The sequence below is a fragment of the Kribbella sp. CA-293567 genome (genome assembly GCF_027627575.1).
Lineage (GTDB): Bacteria > Actinomycetota > Actinomycetes > Propionibacteriales > Kribbellaceae > Kribbella.
Map to the genome: position 1 here is coordinate 3,777,149 of NZ_CP114065.1, position 12,091 is coordinate 3,789,239.

Sequence of the window (12,091 nt, forward strand, 5' to 3'; positions counted from 1 at the left end):
CCGCGAGGGACGACCGTTCGGGCTGTGGCGCAGTTTGGTAGCGCACCTGGCTGGGGGCCAGGGGGCCGCAGGTTCAAATCCTGTCAGCCCGACCGAGCAGAGAGGCACCGACATTGTCGGTGCCTCTTTCTAGTGTTGCGGCATGACAGTGGAAGACGAGCCCAATACTCAACTGCGCAAGGCCGTAGCGGCCAGCCGGACGTGGCGGGCGGTCGCGCGGACATTGGGGTTGAAGGCAACTTCTGCCAGTGTGGTGCGAACGCTCAAAGGCGATGCTGCACGGCTGCAACTGGATACCTCCCACTTCACCAATCAGCGTCGGTGGTCCGACGATCAGCTGCGAGCGGCTGTGACGGGTTCGGCTTGCTGGTCCGAGGTTCTCGGCGCATTCGGGGTCGAGGACAACGCCGCCGATCGGATCCGGGTGAAAGGCCACGCGGCGCGGCTCGGGCTCGGCTACGAGCACCTGGAGGCAGCGCGGTCAGCAACTGCGGGCGATCCGCCGGTCTGGCAGACAGGACGATTGGAAGCGCTCCGCACTGCGGCGCCTGCGATCGCGATGGCATGGTTCGCGTTGCGAGGTTGTCCGGTTGCTCTACCTGTCGAGCCTCAGTTGTACGACCTTCTGGTCACCACGGCGGCCGGCGTACAGCGGGTGCAGGTGAAGAGTTGTGCGCGGCCCGACGGCAAGGGTCGCTGGCAGATCGGCATCGGGCGCCGTCCGTACGTGCTGGACAAATCGGCCCGCAAAGTGCCGTACGAACCAGGATCGCTGGACCTGTTCTTCGTCGTACTCGGCGACGGCAGCATCTATGTGATTCCGATGAGCGCACTGGCCGGACGAGTCCAGATCTATCCGCACAACTACACCCGCTACCGCGTCGGTGACGCATCGAGTCTGCTGACCTGAGGCACCGGCGCTACAGCACGCCGGCGCCCCGGTCAGAGATCTCCAAAGGTGAAGGTGTGAACGACCTGGACCTCTGGTACAGGTCGAGGGTTACGCTGACGCGACTACCAGCCGCGAGCACGCCATTCCGGGAGGGCGGGGCGTTCGGCGCCGAGGGTGGTGTCGGCGCCGTGGCCGGGGTAGACCCAGGTCTCGTCGGGGAGGCGGGCGAAGAGTTTGGTCTCGACGTCGTTGAGCAGCGACTCGAAGTTCGCCTTGTCGCCGCGGGTGTTGCCGACGCCGCCGGGGAAGAGGGAGTCGCCGGTGAAGAGGTGGGGCGGACCGGTCGGGTCGTCGTACAGGAGGGCGATCGAGCCGGGGGTGTGGCCGACCAGCTGGATCACCTCGAGGCTGAGGTCGCCGAACTGGATCCGGTCGCCGTCGCCGACGGGCTCGTCGGTGGGGACCGGGATGCCCTCGGCGTCGTCGCGGCCGGCGACCGTCACGGCGCTCGTCCGCGCGACCACCTCGGCGAGTGCCTGCCAGTGGTCGCCGTGCTGGTGGGTGGTGACGACGCGGCTGATGCCGCCTTCGCCGATCACCTTGAGCAGCGTGCCGGCGTCGTTGGCGGCGTCGATCAGCACCTGCTCGTCGGTACTGCGGCTGCGCAGCAGGTAGGCGTTGTTGTTCATCGGTCCCACGGCGACCTTGGTGATCATCAGCTTGGCCAGCTCGTGGGTCTGCGCCGGCCCGCCGACGTGAACGTTGCCGTGGTACTCCGTCATACCTGCTCCTCGTATCCGGTGGTCATCCCCACGGCGGCGCCTCGGGCATGTCGTCGCCCAGGGCCGAGCCGTCACTCCTGCCGAGCACCCAGCTCAGCAGCTCGGCGCTGCCGCCAGTGACGATCCTTGCACCGGCAGGGCGGAGAGGCGACGACCAGGTGGTGTCGGTGCTCTCCAGTACTACGGGGAAGTCGCTGGGCCACCGACTGGTCGTGTAGGTCAGCAGCGCGGCGCGGGACTCGGCCGGCACGTCGCTGAACCAGTACCCGAGGCCCAGGTCGACATGGTGGACTTCCAGCTCGTTCAGCCGGGCGGCGGCCAGGTGGTTCGCAGTACGGGTTGCTCCGCTCGGCCAGCTGACCTCTGCGGCCCAGGCGGCCGCCGGTAGGTCCTCGAAGCGCTCCAGCAGCCGTGCCTCCGCGTCGACGAGGTCGCGGACCTGCTCCGCGAGTGGGCGAGCGGCGCCGTCGGCTATGTCGGCCTCCCGCGCTTCCACCGACACGTACATTGGTTTACGGACACCCGTGCGAGCCCAGTCGCACAGGTTGACCAGCGCGTCGGCGTTCCGGGCGACGTGGGTCAGCACGTGCCCCAGGCTCCAGCCGGGGAGCAGCGACGGGCGCAGTACTGCGTCGTCCGGTAGATGGGTAACGGTGTCGAGCAGTCGCCGGCTCGCGGACGGTAACTCCGCGATCAGGCGGCTCGTTGGCTCCGGTGCGACCATCTGCCGATGCTATCGAATATGCTTTCGAAAGCGACCGCGGAACCGGTGCGGAAGCTTTTTGTCGGTGGGCCTCGCTAGCATCCGCAGTGTCCCAGAACGGCCCCAGAATTCCCTCGAGAACGGCTGAGAGTGCGCTTGTGTCTGACCGTCTGATCGTGCGTGGAGCGCGTGAGCACAACCTGAAGGACGTCTCGCTCGACCTGCCGCGCGACGCCATGATCGTCTTCACCGGACTGTCCGGGTCCGGCAAGTCCAGCCTGGCCTTCGACACCATCTTCGCCGAGGGCCAGCGGCGCTACGTGGAGTCGCTGTCGGCCTACGCCCGGCAGTTCCTCGGCCAGATGGACAAACCCGACGTCGACTTCATCGAGGGCCTGTCGCCGGCCGTCTCGATCGACCAGAAGTCCACCTCGAAGAACCCGCGCTCGACCGTCGGCACGATCACCGAGGTCTACGACTACCTGCGGCTGCTGTTCGCGCGGGCCGGCCGGCCGCACTGTCCCGAGTGCGGTGAGGCGATCGCGAAGCAGACCCCGCAGCAGATCGTCGACCGGGTGCTGGAGCTCGACGAGGGCACCCGCTTCCAGGTGCTCGCGCCGGTGGTCCGCGGCCGCAAGGGGGAGTACCTCGACCTCTTCCGCCAGCTCACCGGCCAGGGCTTCTCCCGGGCCCGGGTGGACGGCGAGACGATCCAGCTGACCGACCCGCCGAAGCTGGACAAGCAGAAGAAGCACACCATCGACGTGGTGGTCGACCGGCTCGCGGTCAAGGGCAGCGCGAAGCAGCGGCTGACCGACTCGGTCGAGACCGCGCTCGGCCTGTCCGGCGGCATCGTCACGCTGGACTTCGTCGACCTGCCGGAGAAGGACCCGGGCCGCGAGCGCCGCTTCTCCGAGAAGCTGGCCTGCCCCAACGACCACCCGCTGGCGATCGACGAGCTGGAGCCACGCTCGTTCTCGTTCAACTCGCCGTACGGCGCCTGCCCGGTCTGCTCCGGGCTCGGCACCCGGATGGAGGTGGACCCCGAGCTGCTGGTCCCGGACCCGTCGAAGTCGCTCGACGAGGGCGCCATCCAGCCGTGGGCCGGCGCCAACGTCACGCAGTACTTCGAGCGCCTGCTCGGCGCGCTGGCCAAGGATCTCGGCATCAAGACCACCACTCCGTTCGCGGAGCTGCCGGCGAAGGCGAAGAAGTCGCTGCTGACCGGCCACGACACCCAGGTGCACGTGTCGTACAAGAACCGCTACGGCCGTGAGCGGTCGTACTACACCACCTTCGAAGGCGTCATCCCGTACGTCGAGCGCCGGCACGCCGAGGCGTCCAGCGACACCAGCCGGGACCGGTTCGAGGGCTACATGCGTGAGGTGCCCTGCCTGGCCTGCAACGGCGCCCGGCTGAAGCCGATCTCGCTCGCGGTCACCATGGGCGGCAAGAACATCGCCGAGATCGGCGCGATGTCGATCGACGAGGTGCACGAGTTCCTGGCCGGGATGGAACTGTCGCCGCGGGAGAAGCAGATCGCCGAGCGGGTGGTGAAGGAGATCGGCGAGCGGCTGCAGTTCCTGCTCGACGTCGGTCTGGACTACCTGGCGCTGAACCGTCCGGCCGGGTCGCTGTCCGGTGGTGAGGCGCAGCGGATCCGGCTCGCGACCCAGATCGGCTCCGGCCTGGTCGGGGTGCTCTACGTGCTGGACGAGCCGTCGATCGGTCTGCACCAGCGCGACAACCGGCGGCTGATCGACACCCTGGTCCGGCTGAAGGATCTCGGCAACACCCTGATCGTCGTCGAGCACGACGAGGACACCATCGACCACGCCGACTGGGTGGTCGACATCGGTCCGGGTGCGGGCGAGCACGGCGGCCAGGTCGTCGTCTCCGGCACGGTCGAGGACCTGCGCAACCACCCCGACTCGATCACCGGCGCCTACATCTCGGGCCGTCGCGAGATCCCGATCCCGGCCGTCCGCCGGCCGTTGACCGAGGGCCGTGAGCTGAAGGTATTCGGCGCCCGCGAGCACAACCTGAAGGACATCGACGTCGCGATCCCGCTCGGGGTCTTCGTCGCGGTCACCGGGGTCTCCGGCTCCGGCAAGTCGACCCTGGTCAACGACATCCTCTACACGTCGCTGGCGCGGCAGATCTACGGCGCCAAGACGATCCCGGGCCGGCACACCAAGATCTCCGGGCTCGAGCTGGTCGACAAGGTGATCCACGTCGACCAGTCGCCGATCGGCCGGACGCCGCGCTCCAACCCGGCGACGTACACCGGGGTCTGGGACCACGTCCGCAAGCTGTTCGCGGAGACGCCGGAGGCGAAGGTCCGGGGCTATCTGCAGGGCCGGTTCTCGTTCAACGTCAAGGGCGGCCGCTGCGAGGCCTGCTCGGGTGACGGCACGCTGAAGATCGAGATGAACTTCCTGCCCGACGTCTACGTTCCCTGCGAGGTCTGCCACGGTGCGAGGTACAACCGGGAGACGCTCGAGGTGCACTACAAGGGCAAGACCGTGTCCGACATCCTGGACATGCCGATCGAGGAGGCGGCCGAGTTCTTCGCCGCGATCCCGGCGATCGCCCGGCACCTGACCACGCTGAACGAGGTGGGACTGGGCTATGTCCGGCTCGGTCAGCCGGCGCCGACGTTGTCGGGCGGTGAGGCGCAGCGGGTGAAGCTGGCCTCCGAGCTGCAGAAGCGGTCCACCGGGCGCACCGTCTACGTGCTGGACGAGCCGACCACCGGGCTGCACTTCGAGGACATCCGCAAGCTGCTCGGGGTGCTCGGAAGCCTGGTGGACAAGGGCAACTCGGTGCTGGTGATCGAGCACAACCTGGACGTGATCAAGACCGCCGACTGGATCGTCGACCTCGGCCCGGACGGTGGCCGCCGCGGTGGCACGCTGGTCGCGGAGGGTACGCCGGAAGAAGTCGCGGCCAACCCGGGGTCGTACACGGGGGAGTTCCTGGCCGAGATCCTGCGCGGCCGTGCTGCCAAGCCGAGCGCGAAGAAGGCCGCCGAGCCGGCTGCGAAGACGGCCGTCCTGACGGCGAAGAAGACCGCGAGCAAGGCAGTCGCCAAGAAGGCGCCGGCGAAGAAGACTTCGGTCACCGCGCCGTCCTCGAAGCAGACCGCCCCGAAGCAGACCGCGGTGAAGCAGCAGACCGCGGTGAAGAAGGCAGCGGTCAAGACGACCGCCGCGAAGAACGGGAAGACACCCGCCAAGAAGGTGGCCGCGCGCAAGCGCGCCTGACAACTCCGCGGTACCGCCCGAGTCCCGGCTCGGAGCAGCGCGCCCCCCTGCCATGGCTGACGTGGCAGGGGGTTTCTCGTGGCGGACGCCCCCGGAGGAGTTTCGGGGTCACCGTCCGGCGAATCTGCGGGCCGGTTGAACCGTTCCCGTGTTTGATCCGTGTAAGGAAGGTGCCGACCGGTCGCGCGATTTGGAGCGGTCGGCTAGAACTGACGAAACATGCAAAGCGTTCAACTACTTTTGCCACTAGCTCTGGAGGTCCAGATTCATGAGCGACGAAAGAACGGCAGAACTCACCCGGGTGATCGACTCGGTGCGTGACCGGCGGGCGGTGCTCCGCGGCGCCGCCGTGGCCGGCCTCGCCGGTGTCGGCGTGCCGTTGCTCGCCGCCTGCGGTGGCGGCGACGAAGCAGGCGGTACGCCGTCGAGCGGCGGCACCACCGCCGCGCCCAGCTCGGCTCCGACGTCGGCGCCGAGTTCGGCTCCCACCTCGGCCGGCACACCGCCCAGTGGGGGAGCGGTGCTCGGTCCGGTCGGCGACGTACCGGTGGGAGGCGGCAAGATCTACAACGACAAGATCGTCGTCACCCAGCCGACCGCCGGTGAGTACAAGGGCTTCTCGGCGATCTGTACGCACGCCGGCTGCCCGGTGAAGACCATCGAGAACAACACCATCAACTGCCTGTGCCACGGCAGCAAGTTCAGCCTCACCGACGGCAGCGTCACGGCCGGCCCGGCCAAGTCGGCGCTTCCGGCGGTCCAGGTGACCGTCCAGGGTGGCAACATCCTCGGCCCCGCCTGAGCTTCGGCAGCGGACAGACAGCGAGGCCCGGCCGACCCGGCCGGGCCTCGCTGGTCGTACCGGGCTACTTCTGCGCCGGGTCGACCTTGCCGACGAACAACAGCTTGTTCGGCGAACCGGTGCCCGGCTCGCCGATCTTGTCCGGCGTGCTCGCGCCGAGCAGCGCGGTGGCCACGTCAGCGGGCTTGGCCTCGGGGTTGGCGCTCAGGTAGAGCGCGATGCCACCGGCGACGTGCGGCGTCGCCATCGACGTACCGCTCATCTTGGTGGTCGAGTCCGGGTCGGTGATGCCGGCCGACGCGATGTCCACGCCCGGCCCGAACAGGTCGACGCACTTGCCCCAGTTGGAGAAGCTCGCCTTCGCGTCCTTGTCGTCGGTCGCGCCGACCGTGATGGCCGACGGCTCCTTGGCCGGTGAGGTGTCGCAGGCATCGGAAGACTCGTTGCCTGCAGCAACGGCATAGGTGACGCCGGAGTCCACCGAGGCCTTCAGGGCCGCGTCGAGCGCCGCGTCGGCGCCGCCGCCGAGGCTCATGTTGGCGACCGCGGGCTTCTTCGCGTTCGCCGTCACCCACTCGATCCCGGCCACGACGCTCTCGGTCGAGCCGGCACCGTTGCAGTCGAGCACCCGGACGCCGAAGATCTTCGCGCCCTTGGCCACCCCGAAACTGGTGCCGGCGACGGTGCCGGCCACGTGCGTGCCGTGGCCCATGCAGTCGACGCCGTTCTGGCCGTCGCCGATGGTGTCGGTGCCGACCGACGCCCGGTCGCCGAAGTCCTTGTGGGCGGCGTAGATCCCGGTGTCGATGACATAGACGTTGACGTTCTCGGCGGTGGCCGTCGGCTCGAACTTCTGGTTCAGCGGCAGGTCGCGCTGGTCGGCCCGGTCGAGGCCCCACGGCGGGTTGTCCTGGTTCGCGCTGAACTTCTGGTTCTGCTGCACGAACGCGACCCGCTCGTCACCGGCCATCTTCTGCGCCTGCTCGGGCGACATGGTGGCGGAGAAGCCCTTGATCGACGCACTGAACTGCTTGCGCACGTCCGCGTCGTACGCCGAGGCCAGGCTGTGCGTGGTCGCTCTGGTCTGCGCGGAGGACCGCTGGCCCTGCAGCACGACCACATAGCTGCCGGGGATTGCAGTCGAGCTCCCGGCGCCGCGGACCGTGACCGTGGATTTCTCGGGCGCGACCTCACTGGCGCTGCTGGCTGACGCCGTTGCGACCAGGCCGGCCGCCGCGATCGCGGCGGCGGCAGTCGCACCGACTGCGGTCCTCAACCGACGGGGTGTTGTCACTGGGGACATGGGCGGAACTCCCTCGAGTTTGCGCGGGCCCGGTTGCCTCACGCTTCGGATCTCGCAGGACAACCCTCAGTGACAAGTTACGGATCGCGCCCATCCCAGCTGGGGATCAAACGGGCGGTATGAGGCAAGCCGCAACAAGATCTCCGCCCGATCGTTAGGTGTGTCAGAACCTGTCGGTGGAGCGAACTAGGCTGGTTGGGTGGCTGATCCCTCCTCCTACCGTCCCGCTCCCGGGTCGATTCCCGACTCACCTGGTGTGTACCGCTTCAGCGACGCCGCCGGGCGGGTGATCTATGTCGGCAAGGCGAAGAACCTGCGGGCCCGGCTGTCGTCGTACTTCCAGGACCTGGTGAACCTGCACACCCGGACCCAGACGATGGTGACCACCGCGGCCAAGGTCGACTGGACGGTGGTGGCCAACGAGGTCGAGTCCCTGCAGCTGGAGTACTCCTGGATCAAGGAGTACGACCCGCGCTTCAACGTGAAGTACCGCGACGACAAGTCCTACCCGTGGCTCGCGATCACGCTGAACGAGGAGTATCCGCGGGTGATGGTCGGCCGCGGCCCGAAGAAGAAGGGCGTCCGGTACTTCGGCCCGTACAGCCACGCCTGGGCGATCCGCGAGACGGTCGACCTGCTGCTGCGGGTGTTCCCGATGCGGTCCTGCAGCAAGGGCGTGTTCAACCGGCACCGCCAGATGGGCCGCCCCTGTCTGCTCGGCTACATCGGCAAGTGCGCCGCGCCCTGCATCGGTCAGGTCAGCCAGGAGGAGCACCGCAAGATCGTCGAGGACTTCTCCGCGTTCCTGTCCGGCCAGACCACGACGTACGTGCGCCGGCTGGAGAAGGAGATGAAGGCCGCGGCGGCCGAGCTGGAGTACGAGCGGGCCGCGAAGATCCGCGACGACCTGGGCGCGCTGGACAAGGCGCTCGCCAAGAACGCGGTGGTGCTCGGCGACGACACCGACACCGACGTGATCGCGTTGTCGGAGGACCCGCTCGAGGTCGCCGTGCAGATCTTCTACGTCCGGGGCGGCCGGATCCGCGGTCAGCGCGGCTGGATCGCGGACAAGGCCGACGGCGACGCGACCACGGCCGACCTGGTCGAGCGGTTCATCCAGCAGACCTACGCCGGTGACGGCGCCGACACGATCCCCCGGGAGATCCTGGTGCCGACCCTGCCCGCGGGCGAGGAGGCCCTGATCGAGTGGCTGTCGGAGTTCCGCGGCTCGCGAGTCTCGATCCGGGTGCCGCAGCGAGGTGACAAGAAGGATCTGATGGCCACCGTCGAGCGCAACGCGCTGCAGACGCTGACGATGCACAAGACCAAGCGGGCCAGCGATCTGACCACTCGCAACCTCGCACTGGAGGAGATCCAGGCGGCGCTCGACCTGCCCGAGGTGCCGTTGCGGATGGAGTGCTACGACGTCTCGAACCTGCAGGGCACCGAGGTGGTCGCCTCGATGGTGGTCTTCGAGGACGGGCTGCCGCGCAAGAGCGAGTACCGGCGGTTCGTGATCAAGGGCGTCGAGGGGCAGAACGACGTCGCCTCGATCGCCGAGGTGCTGACCCGGCGGTTCAAGCGGATGATCGAGGACCGGGCCGGGATCCCCGAGGGCGAGGACCCGACGGCGTACCTGATCGATCCGGACACCGGCCGGGCGAAGAAGTTCGCGTACACGCCGAGTCTGGTGGTCGTCGACGGTGGCCCGCCGCAGGTCGCGGCCGCCCGGCAGGCGATGGACGAGCTGGGCCTCGGCGACATCCCGGTCTGCGGTCTGGCCAAACGGCTGGAGGAGGTCTGGCTGCCCGACGACGAGGACCCGGTCATCTTCTCCCGCACTTCGGAGGGCCTCTACCTGCTGCAGCGGCTGCGGGACGAGGCGCACCGGTTCGCCATCACCCATCACCGCAACCGGCGGTCCAAGTCGATGGTCGAGAGCGTGCTGGACGAGGTCTCCGGGCTCGGGGACGTGCGCCGCAAGACGCTGCTCAAGCACTTCGGCTCATTGAAGAAGCTGCGGCAGGCCTCGATCGAAGAGGTCGCCGAACTGCCCGGATTCGGGCGGCGGACGGCCGAGTCCGTCGTACTGGCGGTGAACTCCGCCGCAACGAAGGCCGACACGGGCCGCGCGCCGTCGGTCAACACCGCGACGGGCGAGATACTGGAGGACGACGTACCGGAGCTCTCCGGTACGCCCGACGGGGACCGAACGGGGAGAACTGAGAACTGATGGACGAGTCGAGCGGCAATCTCATCATCGTGTCCGGCATGTCCGGGGCGGGACGGAGCTCGGTCGCGGACGTGCTGGAGGACCTCGGCTGGTTCGTGGTCGACAACCTGCCGCCGATGTTCCTGACCACGATCGTCGAGCAGGTGGTCGGTACCGGTGCGTCGCCGCGGCTGGCGATCGTGGTGGACGTCCGGACCGGGATGTTCTTCGACGAGCTCGGCGCGGCGATCGAGGACCTGAAGACCAAGGGGTACCGTCCGGTCACCCTGTTCCTGGAGGCGTCCGACGACGTGATCGTGCGCCGGCAGGAGAGCGTCCGGCGGCCGCACCCGCTGCAGGGCGAGGGCCGGCTGCTCACCGGGATCCAGCGCGAACGCGAACTGCTGGGCGACATCCGGGCCGGCGCCGACATGGTGATCGACACCTCCAACCTGAACATCCACCAGCTCGCCGCGAAGATCGTGAACGGCTTCGGGGACGAGGAGAACGCCGAGCTGCGGGCCACCGTGGTGTCGTTCGGCTTCAAGTACGGCATCCCGGTCGACGCCGACGTGGTGGCCGACATGCGGTTCGTGCCGAACCCGTACTGGCAGCCCGACCTGCGCCCGATGACGGGGCAGGACAAGCCTGTGTCAGACTTCGTGCTCGGTCATCCGCTGGCCCAGCAGTTCATCCAGAACTACGTGGACGTGCTGGACACCCTGCGGACCGGTTATCTGAACGAGGGCAAGCGGTTCGTCACGGTCGCGATCGGCTGCACCGGTGGAAAGCACCGGAGCGTCGCGATGGCCGAGGAGATCGCGAAACGGCTGCGTGAGAAGGGGTCACCGACCTTGGTAGTCCACCGGGATCTGGGGCGGGAGTGACGAGAGCCCCACACGTCGTCGCGCTGGGCGGCGGGCACGGCCTGGCCGCCTCGCTGTCCGCGTTGCGGCAGGTCACCGACCAGCTGACCGCGGTCGTCACGGTCGCCGACAACGGCGGCTCGTCCGGCCGGCTGCGCACTGAGCTCGGGGTCCTGCCGCCCGGCGATCTGCGGATGGCGCTGGCCGCGTTGTGCCGCGACGACGAGTGGGGCCGCACGTGGGCCGACGTGCTGCAGCATCGGTTCCGCAGCGACGGCGGCCTGCACGACCACGCGGTCGGCAATCTGCTGATCGTCGCGCTCTGGGAGTTGCTGGGCGAGGCGGTCGACGGACTCGACTGGGTGGCCCGCCTACTCGGTGCGCAGGGGCGCGTACTGCCGATGTCGGCCGTGCCGCTCGACATCACGGCCCGGGTCCTCGGCCTCGATCCCTTGCATCCCGAGCTGATCACCGAGGTCCGTGGCCAGGCGGAGGTCGCCACCACCGAAGGCCAGGTCGTCGACGTCTCCCTCGACCCGGCCGATCCGCCGGCCTGCCCCGAGGCGCTGGTCGCGATCGCCGAGGCCGACTGGGTCGTCGTCGGCCCGGGCTCGTGGTTCACCTCGGTCATCCCGAACCTGCTGGTCCCCGCGCTGGCGCGTGGTCTCCAGGAGACCGGCGCCCGCCGCCTGCTCACCCTCAACCTCGGTGAGCAAAAGGGCGAGACAGCCGGCTTCTCCCCGGAGACGCATCTCGAAGTGCTGGCCGCCCACGCCCCCGACCTGCGCATCGACGTGGTGCTGGCCGACGAGGAGCACGTCCCCGACCCGGCGTCCTTACGCCGTACGGCGGATGCTCTCGGCGCGGAGCTGGTCATCGCCGACATCGCCGACGACGACCGCCACCTCCACCACGCCCCGGACAAACTCGCCAAGGTCTACCGCGACATCTTCGGCTAGCGGCCGCCGGCACCGGCGTCGACGGCGTGCTTGGCGTCGTACACCTTCTTGCCCTGCGCGTCGTAGCCCCGGACCGGGACGTTCTGAATGTCGGAGTTCCCGCCAGTCAGGCCCGAGCTGAAGTAGCCGTTGGAGATCAGCGCCTCGACCGGTCCGGTCTTTCGGCAGGTCCACGACGAGCTGCGCGACTCCGTCCGGGACCTGAAGCCGTCAGGGCCGACCAAGGCAAGCCGCGGCTTGCTCTCACCGAGCAGATCCACCAGCACCTGGGTGGCGCCTGCGACGGGCACACGAACGTGCGCCAGG

The 12,091-nt window shown here is 68.6% G+C and carries 10 protein-coding genes and 1 tRNA gene; 7 read left to right on the plus strand and 4 right to left on the minus strand.

All coding sequences use genetic code 11. The features are described 5' to 3' along the window. The first annotated feature begins 18 nt into the window (after positions 1–18). Together OX958_RS17340 and OX958_RS17345 are read left to right on the plus strand one after the other, a co-directional pair. Positions 19–92 (plus strand) — tRNA-Pro (locus OX958_RS17340). A gap of 50 nt (positions 93–142) precedes the next feature. Further along, positions 143–910 carry a hypothetical protein gene (locus OX958_RS17345; RefSeq protein WP_270138927.1) on the plus strand — a complete coding sequence of 256 codons (768 nt, stop codon included), beginning with the start codon at positions 143–145 and terminating at the stop codon, positions 908–910. A gap of 104 nt (positions 911–1,014) precedes the next feature. Here OX958_RS17345 and OX958_RS17350 read toward each other — a convergent pair whose 3' ends face one another. Together OX958_RS17350 and OX958_RS17355 are read right to left on the minus strand one after the other, a co-directional pair. After that, positions 1,015–1,674 carry an MBL fold metallo-hydrolase gene (locus OX958_RS17350; protein WP_270138929.1) on the minus strand — a complete coding sequence of 220 codons (660 nt, stop codon included), beginning with the start codon at positions 1,672–1,674 and terminating at the stop codon, positions 1,015–1,017. A 22-nt stretch (positions 1,675–1,696) separates the two neighbouring features. Then, on the minus strand, positions 1,697–2,398 hold the full coding sequence (locus OX958_RS17355; RefSeq protein WP_270138931.1) for a maleylpyruvate isomerase family mycothiol-dependent enzyme: 702 nt from the start codon (positions 2,396–2,398) through the stop codon (positions 1,697–1,699). A 137-nt stretch (positions 2,399–2,535) separates the two neighbouring features. Here OX958_RS17355 and uvrA point away from each other — a divergent pair, with 137 nt between their 5' ends. Beyond that, positions 2,536–5,643, plus strand: a complete 3,108-nt coding sequence (gene uvrA / locus OX958_RS17360; RefSeq protein WP_270138933.1) for an excinuclease ABC subunit UvrA — start codon at positions 2,536–2,538, stop codon at positions 5,641–5,643. 268 nt (positions 5,644–5,911) lie between these two features. After that, positions 5,912–6,445, plus strand: coding sequence for a Rieske (2Fe-2S) protein (locus OX958_RS17365; RefSeq protein ID WP_270138935.1), 534 nt, complete (start codon positions 5,912–5,914; stop codon positions 6,443–6,445). Between the two features lie 64 nt (positions 6,446–6,509). Here OX958_RS17365 and OX958_RS17370 read toward each other — a convergent pair whose 3' ends face one another. Beyond that, positions 6,510–7,721, minus strand: coding sequence for a S8 family peptidase (locus OX958_RS17370; RefSeq protein ID WP_270138936.1), 1,212 nt, complete (start codon positions 7,719–7,721; stop codon positions 6,510–6,512). Between the two features lie 226 nt (positions 7,722–7,947). Here OX958_RS17370 and uvrC point away from each other — a divergent pair, with 226 nt between their 5' ends. From uvrC to OX958_RS17385, 3 genes are read left to right on the plus strand one after another with little or no spacing between them, the layout of a single operon-like run. Further along, positions 7,948–9,981: an excinuclease ABC subunit UvrC gene (uvrC, locus tag OX958_RS17375; RefSeq protein ID WP_270138937.1), complete on the plus strand. Its 2,034-nt coding sequence runs from the start codon at positions 7,948–7,950 to the stop codon at positions 9,979–9,981. Further along, a complete protein-coding gene (rapZ, locus tag OX958_RS17380; RefSeq protein WP_270138938.1) occupies positions 9,981–10,847 on the plus strand; it encodes an RNase adapter RapZ in 867 nt (288 codons plus the stop codon). The genes uvrC and rapZ overlap by 1 nt, the downstream gene beginning before the upstream one ends. Continuing rightward, the gene (locus tag OX958_RS17385; protein WP_270138940.1) at positions 10,844–11,785 is read left to right on the plus strand and encodes a gluconeogenesis factor YvcK family protein; all 942 of its coding nucleotides are present in this window, start codon (positions 10,844–10,846) and stop codon (positions 11,783–11,785) included. The genes rapZ and OX958_RS17385 overlap by 4 nt, the downstream gene beginning before the upstream one ends. Here OX958_RS17385 and OX958_RS17390 read toward each other — a convergent pair. Beyond that, on the minus strand, positions 11,782–12,075 hold the full coding sequence (locus OX958_RS17390; protein WP_270138942.1) for a hypothetical protein: 294 nt from the start codon (positions 12,073–12,075) through the stop codon (positions 11,782–11,784). The two genes, OX958_RS17385 and OX958_RS17390, sit on opposite strands and share 4 nt — an antisense overlap. Positions 12,076–12,091: the final 16 nt, after the last annotated feature.

Coding starts and splice junctions, on each gene's coding strand:
- OX958_RS17345 (WP_270138927.1), top strand. CDS start 143: ATGACAGTGGAAGACGAGCCCAATACTCAACTGCGCAAGGCCGTAGCG.
- OX958_RS17350 (WP_270138929.1), bottom strand. CDS start 1,674: ATGACGGAGTACCACGGCAACGTTCACGTCGGCGGGCCGGCGCAGACC.
- OX958_RS17355 (WP_270138931.1), bottom strand. CDS start 2,398: ATGGTCGCACCGGAGCCAACGAGCCGCCTGATCGCGGAGTTACCGTCC.
- OX958_RS17365 (WP_270138935.1), top strand. CDS start 5,912: ATGAGCGACGAAAGAACGGCAGAACTCACCCGGGTGATCGACTCGGTG.
- rapZ (WP_270138938.1), top strand. CDS start 9,981: ATGGACGAGTCGAGCGGCAATCTCATCATCGTGTCCGGCATGTCCGGG.